Annotated in this window: 11 protein-coding genes and 1 pseudogene; 6 read left to right on the top strand and 6 right to left on the bottom strand. The window is 61.9% G+C overall.

What is annotated here, in order from left to right; genetic code table 11:
- The first annotated feature begins 20 nt into the window (after positions 1-20).
- The 3 genes from OKW98_RS17130 (at position 21) to pgm (ending at position 6182) form a co-directional block, all read left to right on the top strand.
- Positions 21-1418 (top strand): PLP-dependent aminotransferase family protein, encoded by a 1398-nt coding sequence (locus OKW98_RS17130; RefSeq protein ID WP_265385840.1) that lies wholly within the window; start codon positions 21-23, stop codon positions 1416-1418.
- A gap of 675 nt (positions 1419-2093) precedes the next feature.
- Positions 2094-4364, top strand: coding sequence for an ATP-dependent DNA helicase (locus tag OKW98_RS17125; protein ID WP_265389759.1), 2271 nt, complete (start codon positions 2094-2096; stop codon positions 4362-4364).
- Between the two features lie 174 nt (positions 4365-4538).
- A complete protein-coding gene (gene pgm / locus OKW98_RS17120; protein ID WP_265385839.1) occupies positions 4539-6182 on the top strand; it encodes a phosphoglucomutase (alpha-D-glucose-1,6-bisphosphate-dependent) in 1644 nt (547 codons plus the stop codon).
- Between the two features lie 832 nt (positions 6183-7014).
- On the opposite strand, the gene OKW98_RS17115 is transcribed toward pgm, so the two are convergent.
- Positions 7015-7710 (bottom strand): pirin family protein, encoded by a 696-nt coding sequence (locus OKW98_RS17115; protein ID WP_265385838.1) that lies wholly within the window; start codon positions 7708-7710, stop codon positions 7015-7017.
- A gap of 374 nt (positions 7711-8084) precedes the next feature.
- Here OKW98_RS17115 and OKW98_RS17110 point away from each other — a divergent pair, with 374 nt between their 5' ends.
- A complete protein-coding gene (locus tag OKW98_RS17110; protein ID WP_265389758.1) occupies positions 8085-10547 on the top strand; it encodes a UvrD-helicase domain-containing protein in 2463 nt (820 codons plus the stop codon).
- Here the strand turns inward: OKW98_RS17110 and OKW98_RS17105 are convergent.
- Positions 10534-10797: a DUF1652 domain-containing protein gene (locus tag OKW98_RS17105; protein ID WP_265385837.1), complete on the bottom strand. Its 264-nt coding sequence runs from the start codon at positions 10795-10797 to the stop codon at positions 10534-10536. The two genes, OKW98_RS17110 and OKW98_RS17105, sit on opposite strands and share 14 nt — an antisense overlap.
- Positions 10798-11205: 408 nt before the next feature.
- Here OKW98_RS17105 and OKW98_RS27575 point away from each other — a divergent pair.
- Positions 11206-11928, top strand: a pseudogene (locus tag OKW98_RS27575) (MCP four helix bundle domain-containing protein); the annotation flags it as partial.
- Positions 11929-11967: 39 nt separating this feature from the next.
- Positions 11968-12831, top strand: a complete 864-nt coding sequence (locus OKW98_RS27570; RefSeq protein WP_416148501.1) for a methyl-accepting chemotaxis protein — start codon at positions 11968-11970, stop codon at positions 12829-12831.
- Positions 12832-13182: 351 nt separating this feature from the next.
- Here OKW98_RS27570 and OKW98_RS17095 read toward each other — a convergent pair whose 3' ends face one another.
- The 4 genes from OKW98_RS17095 to OKW98_RS17080 all read right to left on the bottom strand — a co-directional run bounded on the left by OKW98_RS17095 (position 13183) and on the right by OKW98_RS17080 (position 17344).
- A complete protein-coding gene (locus OKW98_RS17095; RefSeq protein ID WP_265385835.1) occupies positions 13183-14163 on the bottom strand; it encodes a 2-hydroxyacid dehydrogenase in 981 nt (326 codons plus the stop codon).
- A 15-nt stretch (positions 14164-14178) separates the two neighbouring features.
- Entirely contained in the window at positions 14179-15495 is a 1317-nt protein-coding gene (locus tag OKW98_RS17090) for an MFS transporter (protein WP_265385834.1), read from the bottom strand.
- A 69-nt stretch (positions 15496-15564) separates the two neighbouring features.
- Positions 15565-16530 (bottom strand): sugar kinase, encoded by a 966-nt coding sequence (locus OKW98_RS17085; protein ID WP_265385833.1) that lies wholly within the window; start codon positions 16528-16530, stop codon positions 15565-15567.
- The gene (locus OKW98_RS17080; RefSeq protein WP_265385832.1) at positions 16523-17344 is read right to left on the bottom strand and encodes a sugar phosphate isomerase/epimerase family protein; all 822 of its coding nucleotides are present in this window, start codon (positions 17342-17344) and stop codon (positions 16523-16525) included. The genes OKW98_RS17085 and OKW98_RS17080 overlap by 8 nt, the downstream gene beginning before the upstream one ends.
- Positions 17345-17459 lie beyond the last annotated feature (115 nt).

Genomic DNA, 17459 nt, shown 5'->3' with positions numbered 1-17459 from the left:
CGCACGGATGGGGGTGTTCGATGAATAACAACAAGACCGATTTTGCCTACCAGATGGTGTACCGCTACCTGCTCAGGCTGACCAACGAGCTGTCCGCCGGGCCGGCTGTGCGCCTGCCTTCGTTGCGGTTGCTGGCACGACGGCTGCGGGTGTCGATTTCCACGGTGCAGAACGCCTACAGCCTTCTCGAAAAGGAAGGGCGCATCTGCTCCGTACCCAAATCCGGCTATTTCGCGCTGCCCAACCCCTGCAACGATCTGCCGCTGGAAGGCGGTGACGTGTTCACGCGCTTTCATGCCAGCGCCCGGCGCCCGGACATGTTCGTCTTCGGCGCCGATGAGCCGACGCTGCTGGTGTCACTTCACGGCGCGCTGCTGAGCGTTGAGCGCGACCTCATGCGTCATTATCCCTGCCAGCCCGACCCGCGTTTTCAACCCTTCGGCGATGTCGAGTTGCGCACGGCGCTGGCGGCTCACTACACCTCGTCGACCGAGCATTGCTGGCACCCGGACAACGTGTTCATCGGGCCGGACAAAACCGGTGTGCTGAAGACCGTGATCGAAGCCCTGCAACTGCGCGACGGCGCCGTGCTGGTGGAGTCGCCGTGCGGCTGGAGCATCCTGCGTACGCTGCAGGCATACGGGATTCAGGTGATTGAAGTCTGTACCGACGCTCAAGGGGGGGTCGACGTCGATGAGCTGGGTGCGGTGATCCAGCGGGAAGACGTGAAGATGGCGATTGTGTCGTCGCAGATGGACCCGGTTCGCGGGCAGAGGATGCCGTGCGCCCAGCGCGCGCGGATGGCGCAGGTGTTGAACCTGCATGGGTTGTGGGTGCTGGAGAACGATACCCATGGCGCCCTGTATTTCGAGGATGACCGTTCGCCATTCCGGGAGTTGATTGATCCGCAGCGGCTGTTGGTGGTGGGTGCGTTCGACAAGATGATCGGGCTGGAGGCGCCGTTCGGGTATCTGTTGAGCCGGCATTCACGAACGCTGTTGCATCAGCAGTGGGTGTTGCGTTCGTTCCGTTTGCCGCCGGTCCGGCAGAAGGCGATTGCGCGGTTGTACGCGTCGGGGCAGCTGGACCGGCACCTGCGGGATTTACGGGGCGGGCTTGAGCAACGGGTCGGTGAGTTGGTCAGCGGGGTGGAGCAGTATCTGGGGGATGAGGTGGCGTTTGTGCGTCCTCGGGGTGGGGCGTCGATCTGGCTGGAGAGTGTGCATCGGGTGGATACGGCGCGGGTGTTCGATCGGTTGCTGGAGCAGCGGATCGTGGTGGCGCCGGGGGAGTTGTTCAGTGTGCGGGGGTTGCATCAGCAGTGTTTGCGGATCAGCGGGACGGTGGATTGGGATCAGAATATTGAGTCGATGCTGGTGATTATTCGCAATGCGTTGGTGCAAGAGCGGCTTCTTTAGTTGCGTGGCTTATGTAGATCAAGATCAAGGGCGTCGGCCTAACGGCCTCGGGTTTCGCCTTCGGCGAGTTACTTGGAAAAGCACCCCAAGTAACCAAGGGTGCTTGCTCCTGGTTTGGCCCGACTTCGTCGGGTTCCCTCACTTCGACGACGCTCCGTGGGCCCGCGCCGAACGGACATCCATGTCCTGACGGCGCTCTCGCCGCATCCATGCGGCTCGGCCCACTGCGCGTCGTCTACGTTCGGCCTGCACCCAAGTCGCGTTTGGTGGTGTCTGGGCTTTTTGTGTATGGAGATCAAAAGCAGATCAACAGCGGATCAACAGCTTCCCGGCTAAAGCCGGTCCTACAGTCAGAGTCAATCCTACTGACTGCACGCGCTGCTTTTCGTGGGACCGGCTTTAGCCGGGAAGAGGCCAGTAGGTGCGCCATAAATTTTGATGGTGAAAACCAGCTCCAGACTGCACGCGTTCATCGTACCCATGCTCTGCGTGGGGATGCATCCCTTGGCGCTCCGCGCCGAAATCCGGCCGCCAATCCATTTCCGTTTGCCTCGACCGCGTTGAGCTGTTATCTGTACGTCCGTCCAGTGTTCCGATCGACGGCCAGCCTTTTCAGTGACTTCCATTCCCAGCATTTCCCCCGATACCCGCGCAGCTTCTGTCGAGCCTGGGGCGGTGGCGGCTGTCGATCCGGAGACGGGGTATCGGGTCGCGGTGCGGGAGTTGTGTGAGTTCACGGCAAAGGCGGGGGATCTGGATTTGCGGTTTACGCCGTCGCCCACGGCGCAGGAAGGGATTGCCGGGCATCGGACGGTGGCGGCGCGGCGGGGGCCGCAGTATCAGGCCGAGGTGGCGTTGAGCGGGGTTTTTCATGAGCTGAAGATTCGGGGCAGGGCAGATGGCTACGATGCTGCGCTGAACCAGCTCGAGGAGATCAAGACCTATCGCGGCGATCTGAGCAGCATGCCCGCCAACCACCGGCAGCTGCACTGGGCCCAGGCGAAGGTCTATGGCTGGCTGCTTTGCCAACAGTTGCAGTTGGCCGAGGTCAATCTTGCGCTGGTGTATTTCAACATCATCAGTGAGCAGGAGACGCTCATTCAGCAGCGTTTCACGGCGGCCGAGTTACAGGCGTTCTTCGAAACTCAGGCAGGGATCTTTCTGCAGTGGGCGCGGCAGGAACTGGCCCACCGCGATGCCCGCGACCACGCGCTGAGCGCTCTGAAGTTCCCCCACGCCGATTTCCGTACCGGGCAGCGGGCGTTGGCCGAGTCGGTGTACAAGGCGGTCAGCACCGGGCGCTGTTTGATGGCTCAGGCGCCCACCGGCATCGGCAAGACCATCGGCACGGTGTTCCCGATGCTCAAAGCCGCGCCGACGCGCAAACTGGACAAGGTGTTCTTTCTCACTGCGAAGACGCCCGGACGCAAGCTGGCGCTGGATGCCTTGAGCGTGATTGGGCGGAGTGCTCCGGAGCTGAACCTGCGGGTGCTGGAAATGGTTGCCCGGGACAAGGCCTGCGAATACCCGGACAAGGCCTGCAACGGGGATTCATGCCCGCTCGCCAAAGGTTTTTACGACCGGCTACCGGCCGCACGCAGCGAGGCAATGACCAAGCCGTGGCTCGATCAGGCGGGCGTGCGTGAGGTGGCGCTGGGTCATCAGGTCTGTCCGTATTACCTGAGCCAGGAACTGGCGCGCTGGTCGGACGTGGTGATCGCCGATTACAACTACTATTTCGACCTCAGCGGCATGCTGTTCGGGCTCAGTCAGTTCAATCAGTGGCGCGTCGCCGTGCTGGTGGACGAGGCGCACAACATGGTTGAACGGGCGCGGTCGATGTACAGCGCGACCCTGGATCAGCACAGCATGAACCAGGTGCGGCAGAGTGCGCCGGAGCCGGTGAAAAAAGCCTTGCAGCGGCTCAACCGCGACTGGAATGCCCTGCACAAGGAACAAGTCGCCCCTTACCAGGCCTACGCCGCCACACCGGCCAAATTTCTCAACAGCCTCAATTTGTGCATCACGGCGTTCGGCGACTATTTCAACGAGCACTCCCACGCGGCCAACGGCGAGCTGCAAAGCTTCTATTTCGAGGCGATCCAGTTCGGTCGTATTGCCGAGCTGTTCGACGAGCACTTCCTGTTCGATATCAGTAAGCGTGAGCTGGGCAGCAAGTCGCTGTCCCGGCTGTGCCTGCGCAACGTCGTGCCGGCCGGTTTTGTGCGTCCGCGCCTGACGGCCGCGATCAGCGCGGTGCTGTTCTCCGCGACCCTCAATCCACGGCATTTCTACCGGGACTTGCTGGGCCTGCCCGACACCACGGCGTGGGTCGATGTCGAGTCGCCGTTTCAACGCTCGCAGCTGGACGTCGAGATCGTCAGCCGCATTTCCACCCGCTACACCCACCGGCAGGCGTCGCTGGCGCCCATCGTCGAGTTGATGGCGCGGCAGTTCGAGGCGCGACCGGGCAATTATCTGGCGTTCTTCAGTAGCTTCGATTACCTGCAGCAAGTGGCCGAGTTGATGGAGCGCAGCCACCCTGATGTGCCGGTGTGGAAGCAGTCCCGGGGCATGGCGGAGGCCGAACGGCAGGCGTTTCTGGAGCGCTTTACGCCGGCCAGCCAAGGCATCGGTTTTGCGGTGCTGGGCGGGGCGTTCGGCGAGGGAATCGACTTGCCGGGCGCGCGATTGATCGGGGCGTTCATCGCCACCCTGGGTCTGGCGCAGATCAACCCGGTCAATGAGCAACTTAAACAGCGGATGAGTCTGTTGTTTGCCGCCGGTTACGACTACACCTATCTCTACCCCGGCATGCAGAAAGTGGTGCAGGCGGCCGGCCGAGTGATTCGGGGTCTGGACGATCGCGGCGTGGTGGTGTTGATCGACGATCGTTTCGCCGAGCGCAAGATTCAGCAGCTCTTGCCGGCATGGTGGCAGCTGTGATGTGGGTCAGCTAAATGTCTCAGGACGTTACGGATCAATAGCCGCGCGCCATGGTCCAACTGCCAGTAAACTGCCGCGCTAATGGCGTTTCAGGCGGCGGTTAAGGTTGTTTCCCGCCCCGTCGGGACCTTTTCTTTTTGTCATTTCCCTATTTTTCATCCACGGAGGTTTCGCATGAGTATCAGTCCATTCGCGGGCAAACTGGCGCCTGCAGAATTGCTGGTCGATCTTCCTCGTCTGGTGACGGCCTATTACACCGGTCAGCCCGACGCGTCGGTGGCGACCCAGCGTGTTGCCTTCGGTACCTCCGGGCACCGCGGCAGCTCCTTTGAATTGAGTTTCAACGAGTGGCACGTGCTGGCCATCAGTCAGGCGATCTGCCTGTACCGCCAGGCCAACGGTATCGACGGGCCGCTGTTCCTCGGCGCTGACACCCACGCCCTGTCAACCCCGGCGGCCGCTTCGGCGCTGGAAGTGCTGGCGGCCAACGGCGTCAACGTGATGATTTCCGAGGGTGACGAGTACACCCCGACGCCGGCGATCTCCCACGCCATCATCTGCTACAACCGCGGGCGCACCACGGGCCTGGCCGACGGCATCGTCATCACGCCTTCGCACAACCCGCCGGAGAGTGGCGGCTTCAAGTACAACCCGCCCAACGGCGGCCCGGCTGATTCGCACATCACCAAGTGGATCGAGAACAAAGCCAACCAATTGCTCGCCGAGCGCATCGTCAACGTCCAGCGCATCACCTACGAGAAAGCCCTGCGCGCCGACACCACCCATCGCCACGACTACATCAACACCTACGTGGCGGACCTGAAAAACGTCATCGACATGGACGCCATTCGTGGCGCCAACCTGCACTTGGGCGTTGATCCGCTGGGTGGGGCGGGCGTGAATTACTGGTCGGCGATCGGTGAGCACTACGGCCTGAATCTGGAAGTGGTGAACAAGTTCGTCGACCCGACTTTCCGCTTCATGAGCGTGGACTGGGACGGCAAGATCCGCATGGACCCGTCGTCCAACTTCGCGATGCAGAGCCTGATCGGTTTGAAGGATCGCTTCCAGGTGGCCTTCGCCTGCGACCCGGACCACGATCGCCACGGCATCGTCACGCCGACCGGCGGCCTGTTGGCGCCGAACAACTATCTGGCGGTGTCCATCGATTACCTGTTCCAGAACCGTCCTGAATGGCGTGCGGATGCCGCTGTCGGCAAGACGGTGGTCAGCAGCGGCATGATTGATCGTGTGTCCCAGCGTCTGGGCCGCCGCCTGTATGAAGTGCCGGTGGGCTTCAAGTTCTTCGCCGAAGGCTTGTTCGAGGGTTCGCTGGGCTTTGGCGGTGAGGAAAGCGCCGGTGCGTCGTTCCTGCGTCGTGACGGGACGGTCTGGACGACGGACAAGGATGGTTTGATCCCGGCATTGCTGGCAGCGGAAATCCGCGCGCGCAAGGGCCGTGACCCGAGCGAGATGTACAAGTCGTTGACCGATGAGTTGGGCGAGCCGGTGTCGACCCGGGTCGAGGCGAAGGCCAACTTCGAGCAGAAGGCGCTGTTGAGCAAGCTGTCGCCGGAGCAGGTGACGTCCACTGAGCTGGCGGGGGAGAAGATCGAAAGTATCCTGAGCAAGGCGCCGGGCAACGATCAGGCGATTGGTGGCCTGAAGGTCATTACCGAGAACGGCTGGTTTGCCGCGCGGCCGTCGGGGACTGAGGATATCTACAAGATCTATGCCGAGAGCTTCAAGGGCGAGGATCACCTCAAGCGTCTGGTGGCTGAGGCGCAAGTGCTCGTGGACGGCGCTATAGCGCCTTGAAGCTTTTGTGTCGTCCCTGAGATCGCGGCGTGGCTGAGAGAGTCTGCCTAACGGCAGACGTTTCGCCTTCGGCGAGTTACCTGGAAAAGCACCCCAAGTAACCAAAGGTGCTTGCTCCTGGTTAGGCCCGACTTCGTCGGGTTCCCTCATTCCGACGACGCTCCGTGGGCCCGCGCCGAACGGATATCCATGTCCTGGCGGCGCTCTCGCGGCATCCATGCCGCTCGGCCCACTGCGCGTCGTCTGCGTTCGGCCTGCACCCAAGTCGCGATTTGTGGTGTTTGAGCCATCGCGGCAGAAGATCAAGATCAAGATCAAGATCAAGATCAAGTGCAGATCAAAGGCTTCCCGGCTAAAGCCGGTCCTACTGCAGGAATTCGGTCTGTGGGAGCCGGCTTGCTGGCGAATGCATTCTGTCAGTGGCTCTATTCATACCTGACCCACCGCTTTCGCCAGCAAGCCGGCTCCTACAGTGAAATCGCATTCACCCAGTGGGACTGGCTTTAGCCGGGAAGTCTTTGATCTGCTTTGGCTCTGCTTGTGATCTTCGTACACAAAAATCCCAGTCACCGCCAATCGCGACTTTGGTGCAGGCTGAACGGAGGTTTCGCGGAGTGGGCCGAGCGGCATGGATGCCGCGAGAGCCGCCCCCCGCCATGGATGGCGGATGGCGGCGGGCCCACGGAGCGGGACCGGAGTGAAGGAACCCGACGAAGTCGGGCCCAACCGAGAGCAAGCACCCTTGGTTACTTGGGGTGCTTTTCCAAGTAACTCGCCGAAGGCGAAACAGTCTGCCCTTAGGCAGACGCCCTTGATCTTGATCTACCGCTTTTCAAGCCACATCCACGAGGACGATCTCGCTGTCTTCGAGGGCCGTCACCCGCAACACACGCTCATCTTCAACCGCCACACCATCGCGCGCTTCAGCACGAACGCCGTTGACCTCGACAACGCCTGTCGCAGGCACCATATAAGCCCGGCGGCCCGCATCCAGTACGTATTCAGCCGTCTCACCGGCCTTCAGATTCGCCGCCACCAACCGGGCATTCGCCCGAATCCGCAGCTCGATATCATCGTCCGCCTTGCCGCTCGCCAGCGTCACAAAGCCTTCGCGGTCGCCTTTCGGGAACGGCTTGGCACCCCAGGACGGCGGAGCACCGACCTCGTCCGGCATGATCCAGATCTGGAAAATCCGCGTCTCCTTCGACTCCAGATTGTATTCACTGTGGGCCACACCCGTGCCGGCACTCATCACCTGCACATCGCCCGCTTCGGTACGGCCACGGTTACCCAGGCTGTCCTCGTGAGTAATGGCGCCCTCACGCACATAAGTAATGATCTCCATGTCCCGGTGCGGATGACGCGGAAAGCCCGTGCCGGCTTCGATTACGTCATCGTTCCACACACGCAGCTGGCCCCAGTTCATGCGGCTCTCGTCGTAGTAACTGGCAAACGAGAAATGGTGATGGGCGTTCAGCCAACCGTGGTCTGCGCCGCCTAGGGATTTAAAAGGTCGAAGTTGCAGCATGATCAGTTCCTCCGAAGCAGGGCCAGGCCTGTGGCAGGGCGCCGCTGGTGATGACTTGTTCAGTCGATGGACTAATGATCCATCAACCAAATATCGATAAAAAGCGTAAGTTCTGCATGAATGCAATCGGTTAATTCGATGTATAGACGGGTAAGCAGGCGATAAACACGCTGCCCTTGATCGGCTAACTCCCTGACGGCAAAGCATTTCACTGGAGCTGAAACAAGAATGGGGCGACCATAGGCGCCCTGTCGAAAACGCTGATACCCGGAGCCCGCGTGCCACACGATTTTTCCGCCGAGCTACCCACCGAACCAAACCCACTGCCGCCCGACCTGAACACCCCCGAACGCCTGCCGTTCTTCAAACGGCTCATGGCCCGCATGATGGGTGGCGGCTTGTCGCGCATGCAGGCGCAGCACGTGCCGTCCTGGCACCAGGGCCACGCCGATGGATACCTCAACGGCCATGCCGAGGGCATGAACGAGGGTTACGCCGAGGGTCATCTGGATGGCATCGAAGCAGGCCGTCAGGTGCTGGTCATCCGCGACACCCGGCCCCTTGAGCACCGCAGTCCGAGGGTTGACGATCACCTGTTCGACGACTGGCGCCTGCCACTGACTAACGAGCTGAAGAAGCGGATCAAGGCAGACGTCGCCGAGAAACTGCCCGCCCACGCGCAACCCACCGCCGCCCAGTGGAAGATGATTTTCAGCGACACCCCGTCGACCTACGTGATCGCTGGCGCTGGCGCGGGCAAGTCGACCTCGCTGGTGTTGCGGGTGCTGCTGCTCAACCACTACCTGGGCTTTGAGCTGGACTCGATGACCGTGGTGACCTTCACCCGCGAGTCGCGCAAGGACTTCATCAACAAGCTCATCGAGATCATGGCGCTGTGGGGCCATGAGCTGACCCCGCGTCAGGCCCGCGAGGTGGTGCGCACCTTCCACTCGCGGATCCTGCCGCTGGTGCGCAGCCTCCCGGGTTTCGAGCAATTGCAGGCGTTCGAGAACCTCAGCAGCCAGTCCGGCCAGCTGTTCGACGACAGTGCCGACAGCAACCCTTTCGACCTGCGCATCAATGACGCGCAACGCCAGCAGATGAACCTCTGCTACCGCGATCTGTACGCCGCCAATCCGCGCTTTCGCGAAGTCATGGCGCCCTTGTACCGGCAGTCCCTGCAACTGAAAGAGCTGGACCGCGATCACCCGGACGTGCAGAAGCGCATCACTGTGATGGGCCTGTCGTCCAAGCGCGACGAGGAGCTGTGTGACGTTATCGAAGACCTGTGGATTCGGGCCGGCGCGTGGCCGATTCAGGGCGTCGAGCCGATGCGCCAGACCGTCGAGGTCAGCGGCCTGACCTTCCATGTCCACGGTTATGCGGCCGAGCTGGATGCCTGGATCGTCCTTGGCTTCGACCCGAGCGAGGACCAGCACCTGCGCCGCCCGGACGCCAAGCTGCCGGTGTGGGCCGAGTGGGTGATCAAGCGCACGCTGTTCCAGGCGTTCTGCCGCAAGCCGGTCATCTGGCTGGAAAACTACCAGGCCTCGCGGGGCATGATGCAGTCATTGTCCGGCGCGGCAGTGGCGGGCCCGGGGTTCGATTACAAAGTCAAAGGCGAGCTGAGCGCGGCGCCCCTGCTGGACTGTTTCGTGGCTGCGGCCAGCTTCATCGAAAACCTCGGGCTGGACGTGCCGGACGCCGTAGCGCAGATGAGCTTTTCCGATCAGGACCCTGACCGGTTTTTCTTCGAAGCGCTGAGCCTGTTCTGGAAGGCCTTCGAGAATCACCTGCTGGAGCAATCGCCGCCGGTGATGACCTACAACCGGATGTTCTCGCTGTTCGGCGAAAACTCCCCGGAGAACCTGAAGCTGGTCAGCGATGCAGGGCTGCGACCGCTGTCGCATTTGATGATCGATGAGTTTCAGGACGTCTCGCCGCAAATCGTCTCGTGGATCCGCGCCAGTCTGCGCGAGATCCGCAGTCGCGGCCCGGCGCTGCATGTCGGTCGTGGAGCGCAGCGTTCATCGCTGCTGTGCGTGGGCGATGACTGGCAGTCGATCTACGGCTGGCGGGGCAGTTCGCCGAAGTTCTTCATGGAGTTTGCCAAGGAGTTTTCCTCGCCATCGACCACCAAGGTCATGCTCAGCGACAACTTCCGCAGCCACCAGCACATCATCGACGCCGCCGAACACATCGTTCGCGCCGCGCCGGCGATCAGCGGCAAGAAAGCCCGCGCCAGCGGCCCGGAGCAGGAGCTGATGCCGGTGACCGTGCTGGACCGCGATGACGACCGATTGCTGGCCAGCCTGACCGAGCATTACCAGGCCGGCGACTCCGTGCTGCTGCTGTACCGCAAAGGCAGCGAACGCAGCCGCTTGCCGCAAGCGCTGCAGGATCTCGCCGATGCCGATTACAGGCTCCCGCCCCAGGATCGTCGCCTGAAGCAACTGACCTATCACAGCGCGAAGGGCCTACAGGCCGACGCGGTGTTTCTGCTCGGTGACTGTCAGCATCTGACGCAATCGCCCTACAAGAATCAGGTCTATCAGCTGGCGGGTCTGGGGCGGGAAGGGGATCTGGAAGCGTTCGACAATGCGCAGAAAGATGAGGTGTTGCGCCTGGCCTATGTGGCCATCACCCGCGCCGTTCGCCACTGTTACTGGTTCATCGACGCTGCGGGCAATGACGATGGGAATAACCCGCGCGCCTCGGCGCGGGTTGCAGGAGACAAGGCATTTTTCGATGATCGCCGAGGGGCCGCTTCACTTGGCGCACCCGTGGATGAGGGCAGTCGAACAGGGCAGAACGCCCAGTCGCTCAGGCCCGATTGAGGTACAGAGAGCGCCTCGGAATGAAGGTTTCGACCTCCAGCTCAATGGCCTCAATGATGCGTTCCACGTCTGCCGCATTCATCACGGTGGCGCAGGGGATGGCGGCGATGGCAATGACGGTCTCGCCGCTGGCCCGGTCAAAAAGACGGGCCACCATGCTGCCGGGCGCATCCATGTTGGCTTCGAAGCCCACCGGATGAAAATGCCAGCGCATCAGCTGGCAGGCGTTCGGGAACGTGACTTTGTTCATGGCCCACCTCGTTCAATCAAGCACTTCACAAGCTCCGCAGGGTACGAAAACGGCTGGTCTGTCCAGGCTTCTGCAGCGATCGACACGTCGCTTGAGTACGCCTGGCCCGCAGACCACGAGTCAGGTAAAGGTAGCACCGCGTTCTGACAGTGTCGGGAAATAAATCCTGCATAACTGAGAATTTCATGTTTCATTTAACTTTGTCATGAACCGCTTATATCCAGGCGCATGGTTTAACAAGGGCTGAATCGTTATAGCTATCTAAAAGCGCTGGCACCCCGTTAGTTAGCGTAAATATAGGTCTCTCAGTGATTAAAGTTCCCGCATGAAAGATGATGCGCGGCCGATAGCAGGGCGAGCGTCAATAAAAAGACTCGACGCCACATTTGCCTTCCAGAGAGATCATCCATGTCGATAAGAAACATGAACATTGCGCCTCGCGCATTCCTGGGATTCGCGTTCATTGCCGCACTGGTCATTGGCTTGAGCGTTTTCTCGGTCAACCGGATGGCGGCGATTCGCCAGGCCACCATCGACATGGAGTCCAACCAACTGCCCAGCATCGCCAGTCTGAGCGAGATGCTGGAAAACACTTTGCGCTTGCGCATCACCTCATTCCGAACCCTGGTCAACCGTGAGCCTGCGTCGCTGCGTGAAACCGAGGCGCGCATTGCCGAACTGATCGGCAAGTTGCAGAACGCCAGGAAAAACTACTCAGCGCTGCCTGCGGATGGCGAAGAGCTAGCGGTGTACAACCAGTTTGAAGCAACACTTGCAACGTTCCTTGATGTTCAGGCCAAGGTGCTGGACTTGTCGCGTCAGGACAAGACTGAAGAAATGCGCGCGATGATCAACACCCGTATGAAAGAGGCCACCGACCTCATGGGTGTTCAGATCAATCAACTGATTGCCATCAACAAGAAAGGCGCCACTGATGCAGCGGCTTTTTCCAGGCAGGAATACGACAGCGCCAACGTGAGCATCATCGCTGTTTCGGTTGCCTCCGTGCTGCTGACGATACTGCTCGCGTGGTTGCTCACCCGAAGTATCGTCAACCCGATGACCCGAGCGGTTCGCGCCGCAGAAGACATTGCAGCCGGTGATCTGACCCGTCCCATCGAAGTCGACGGCAAGGATGAAGCGGCGCAGCTGTTGCGTGCCCTGGCGACGATGCAGCGTAGCCTGCGCCAGACCATCGAGTTGATTTCCGGCTCGTCCACGCAGCTGGCGTCGGCGGCTGAAGAGCTGAGCGCGGTGACAGAAGAGTCCTCACGCGGTTTGCAGCAGCAGAACAACGAAATTGAGCAGGCGGCAACGGCGGTCAACGAGATGACGGCGGCGGTCGAGGAAGTCGCGCGCAACGCGGTGTCGACGTCCGAAGCGTCAACGCAGTCGAACCAGACCGCGCGTCAGGGCCGTGATCGGGTGGTCGAGACGGTCAAGTCAATTGAGGACATGGCCCAACGGCTCCAGGCCACGTCCGGATTGGTCGAAGGCCTGGCGGCCCAGGGTCGTGACATTGGCAAGGTGCTGGACGTGATTCGTTCGATCGCCGAGCAGACCAACCTGTTGGCACTCAACGCCGCCATCGAAGCCGCTCGTGCGGGGGAGGCGGGTCGCGGGTTTGCCGTGGTCGCCGACGAAGTCCGCGCGCTGGCCGACCGCACGGCGCAATCGACCACGGAAATCGAACAGATGGTCGCCGGCATTCAGACCCGCACCGGCGACGCCGTGCAATCAATGGCACACAACACCGACAGCACCCGCACCACGCTGAGCCTGGCGAGTTCCGCGGGCGATGCACTGGAGTTGATTACCGAAGCCATTGCGCAGATCAACGAACGCAACCTGGTGATCGCCAGTGCATCGGAACAACAGGCGCAGGTGTCGAGGGAAGTGGACCGCAATCTGGTCAACATCCGCGACCTCGCCGCGCAAACGGCGGCGGGCGCTAACCAGACCAGCGCGGCCAGCCATGAGCTGTCACGACTGGCGGTGGACCTGAAAGCCATGGTGGCGCGGTTTGTGATTTAACGCAGACGGCGCACGCCGGGATTTTGTGTGCGCCGACGATTACATGCATTGCCGAGGTCCATGGTAGAAGCGCGCTTGCCCGCGAATGCGATCTGCCAGCGCCAGCCATTTAGCCTGACCCAGCGGATTCGTCCGATCGCGGCCCGCAGCAAGCCGGCTTCGGGTGGGATCTTCGGCTCACCCTTTCACTGCGTCGAACGCAAACTATCCTGTAGGAGCAATCGGAGGTTACGACGGTCGCGAAGGCGGCGGGTCTGTGACGTCGGCGTTGTTTGACCCAATGCTTTCGCGGGCAAGCGCGCTCCTACAGTTTTGTGCGCGTGCTCGAGCCGGCTCCTGCCGTCTGGATCCTCAACCGCGCCAAGCTTCGGGGTTGACCAGATCCTTCGGCCGCTTGCCTGCCAGGGCCGCCAGCACGTTGTCCACGGCGCAGCGGGCCATGGCCTCGCGGGTCTCATGGGTCGCCGAGCCCATGTGTGGCGTGGCCACCACGTTGTCCATCCTCAGTAACGGCGAGTCCGGGTTCACGGGCTCGTGTTCGAAGACGTCCAGGCCCGCCGCCCGTATCTGGCCGTTCTGCAACGCGGCGATCAGCGCCTGCTCGTCCACCACCTTGCCCCGGGCGATGTTGATGAAGATCGTCTCCGGGCGCATCAGCGCGAACTGCTCGGCACCGATCAGCCCCTCGGTTTCGGCGGTCAGCGGCACGGTCAGGCAGACAAAATCAGCCTCGCGCAGCAATTCATTCAACGTGCGATAGCCCGCGTCAAACCGGGCTTCCACCGCCGGCTTCGGTGAGTGACTGTGATAGATCACTGGCATCCCGAAACCGAAATGACCCCGTTGCGCCACCGCCTCGCCAATCCGCCCCATGCCGATGATCCCCAGGGTCTTGCCGTGCACGTCTGAGCCGAAATGCAGCGGCCCAATGTTCTGCTTCCACTGTCCGTCGCGAACCATATTCGCCAGCTCCACCACCCGGCGCGCCGTGGCCATGATCAGGGCGAAACCGGTGTCGGCTGTGGTTTCGGTCAGCACATCCGGCGTGTTGGTGAGGAGAATGCCGCGCCGGGTCAGGTACTCGATGTCGTAGTTATCGACGCCCACCGAGACGCTGGACACCGCCTTGAGCTTCGGCGCCAGGTCCAGCAATTCAGCGTCCAGCTTTACGCTCGCGCCGAGCAGGGCATCGGCGTGGGGCAGGGCGTCGCGCAGGCGGGCCAGGCCGGCGCTGGATTTCGGGTCATCGATCAGCGTGACCTCGGCGTGGCCCTGCAGGCGTTGCATCAACGGGGCCGAGAGTTTCTTGTAGAGCACAACATGGTTCGTCATCAAAAGGATTCCCGATCAAGAATGGGCAGGCGCAGGACGAGCGCCGGGCTTGTCGCTCAGGGGCCGGGCCTTGCTGTCCGGCTTGAGCAGCAGCGTCAGCACCACCGACACCAGCAGCGCGCCGCTCATGAACAGGTACGAAGCGCTCAGGGTGCCGGTGACGCCGTTGAGGTAGCCGACGAGGTAGGAGCCGGCGAACGAACCCAGCGCGCCGAGGCTGTTGATCAATGCCATGGCGCCGCCCGCGACGTTGGCCGGGAGGATTTCCGGGACGATGGCGAAGAACGGGCCATAGGGCGCATACATGCAGGCGCCGGCAATGACCAGCAGCGAGTAGGACCACCAGAAGTGTTCGGTGCCCAGTGCGTAGGAGCCGTAAAACGCGACGGCGGCCAGCAGCAGTGGCGGCCAGACAAACGCTTTGCGCTTCTGGGTTTTATCCGACGCCCACGACACCAGCACCATGCCGATCACGGCCGCCAGATACGGCATGGCCGAGAGCCAGCCGGCTTCGACCATGTCCATCTGCATGCCTTTCTTGATGATCGTCGGCAGCCACAGCACGAAACCGTAAACGCCGATGCTCCAGCAGAAATACTGCGCGGCCAGCAGCAGGACGCGCGGAGAGCGGAAGGCTTCGGCGTAGTTTTTCACCGGTTTGATACCGACCTGTTCGGCGTCGAGGCGCGCTTGCAGTTCGGTCTTTTCTTCAGCGGTCAGCCACTTGGCCTGGGCCGGACGCTCGTCCACCAGACGCCACCAGATAAACGCCCAGATCACTGCCGGCAAACCTTCGACGATGAACATCCAGCGCCAGCTGAAGTGCGCCACCAGATAGCCGGAGACCACCGACATCCACAGCATGGTCACCGGGTTGCCGAGGATCAGCACGGTGTTGGCGCGCGAGCGTTCGGCCTTGGTGAACCAGTAGCAGAGGTACACCAGCATGGCCGGCATGACGGCCGCTTCGACCACGCCGAGCATGAAACGGATGCCGATCAGCATGTAGGCGTTGGAGACGATGCCGGTCAGTGTGGCCAGGCCGCCCCACAGAATCAGGCTGACGAAGATGAGTTTCTTGACGCTCTTCTTCTGCGCATAGATCGCGCCGGGCACTTGGAAGAAGAAGTAGCCGAGGAAGAACAACGCCCCCAGCAAGGACGACATGCCCGGCGTGATGTGCAGGTCTTCGGCCATCCCCGAGGCCGCGGCGAAGCCGTAGTTGGCGCGGTCCAGGTACGCCAGGCTGTAGGTGATGAAGACGATGGGCATGATCAATAGCCAGCGACGTTTGAGGCCGGCGTGTTTCACGGATTCGAGTAGCTTTTCCATTTCAGGCTCCCTGAGCATGTTGTTTTTGTCGCAGCAGGTGATGGAGGTTCGGTGTGCGAAAGCGAGGTGTCAGGCGCTCTGTCGTCGTGCGCCTCCCGAGATGTCGGCGGCCTCGAGCCAAGCACGGGTGGGCAGGCCTTCCATGTCGCCACGGCTTTGCACCGCCTGGCTGCCGACCCAGTTGCCACGGGCAGTGGCCTGTTCGAACCCGAGGTTTTCCAGCAGTGCGCTGATCACGCCGACGGCGAAGCCATCGCCTGCGCCCACGGTGTCGACCACGTTGGCCACCGGCACGCCGGGCAAGAACGCCTCATTGAGCTGGGTGCGGTAATACGCGCCCTTGGCGCCGAGCTTGATGATCACCGCCTCTACGCCCATGTCCAGGTAGAAACGGGCGATGTCAGCCGGCGTGTCGAAACCGGTGAGCAATTCACCCTCGGCCAGCCCCGGCATGACCCAGTGGGCGTGGCTGGCGAGGTGGTTCACTTCGCGGATCATCGTCGCCTGGCTCGACCACAGCGAAGGCCGCAGATTGGGGTCGAACGACACGCTGCGACCGGCGTCGCGCATTTGCGTCATCAACACGTGGGAAAGCTCCCGGCAGGTGTCGGACAGTGCCGCCGGAATGCCAGTGGCGTGCAGGTGCCGTGCCTTCAGCAGCTCGGGGACGATGTCGTTGACCGACAGGTGACTGGCCGCCGAGCCGCGACGGAAGTACTCGACCACCGGGTCGGCGCCTTCCAGCTCCAGTGATTTGAACTGGAAGCCGGTGGGGTGGGCGGCGTCCACGGTGACGTGGGCACAATCGACGCCTTCCTGCTGCAGGCTGTCGGTGACGAAGCGGCCCATGGAATCGTTGCCGACCCGGCTCAACCACGCCACTTTGAAGCCGAGCCGCGACAGGCCGATCGCCACGTTGCTGTCGGCGCCGGCGATGCGTTTCTCGAAGTGGCGGACCTGCGCCAGATCTCCGGTTTGCTCGGCCACCAGCATGGTCATGGTTTCGCCGAAGGACAGAATGTCGATCTCAGACATGGCTCAGCGCCTCCGTTTCCGTCGCGTTGGAGTGAGTGGGTCGCGACTGGCCAAGGCGGGCGAGCAGGGCAACCTGTTCGCGGGTCACCTGCAGCAGGTCCTCGCCTTGCAGCGGGTATTCAACGGCGCGGGGCAGGTTCACTGGCATGTGCTTGATGAGCTGCTCCCACTGCTGCAGATCCGCCGGCGAAGGCGGCACGGCGATGAGCTTGCCCGCTGCGTTCAGCGTGATCGCCTTGCAGTGCAGGTACTCAACGTAACGCCCCAGCTGTTGCGCGGCGTCGCTGGCGGACTGGTCCTGCCAGCGCCAGTTGCCGATGTCGAAGGTCATGCCGATGGGCATTTGCAGTGCGGTGATCTGCGCAAAGAACTGCACGAAAGGCTCGATGCGGCCGCCGTGTTCGGTCTGGTCGTTTTCCACCAGCAAGTGAACGTCGTAGGGCGCCAGGCGATCGGCCAGCGCGGCAACGTCGCAGTGCTCGCCAAAATGCCCCAGCGACACTTTGAGCCAGAACGCACCGCACTCGGTGGCGCGTTCAAGGGTTGGCTTAAGTGCGGGGTTCGGTTGACTGTTGCCTTCTAGCCACAACTCAAGGGGCGCCGAGTACAGGCATTCCAATCCCTGGGCCTGAATGGCGTGGGCGAGGGCAGGGAAGTCTTGATCGTTGATGCCGGGGCTGAACAGCTCCTCACGCAGCTCGATGCGCTTGACGCCAGCATCGACGAGTAACGGGATAAAACTGGCCTGGCCTTGCGCCCGGACAAGATCTGCACCGAAGGCGCCGAGGCTGATGGCAACGGATGGTAGGGTCATTATTATTGTCCTCTGAAACCGGTTACATTTTTGTTCGAACGAGCGAACCGGGTAAAAGTTCGCGTCGGTGTGCAGGGTCTGACCTGCGGTATCTGTTGGGGATTGTCAGTTCTGT

Origin of the sequence: Pseudomonas sp. KU26590 (assembly GCF_026153515.1) — a bacterium.
Classification (GTDB): domain Bacteria; phylum Pseudomonadota; class Gammaproteobacteria; order Pseudomonadales; family Pseudomonadaceae; genus Aquipseudomonas.
The sequence above is the reverse complement of the archived record's forward strand: the minus strand, read 5'-3'. Positions and strand labels throughout refer to the sequence as shown.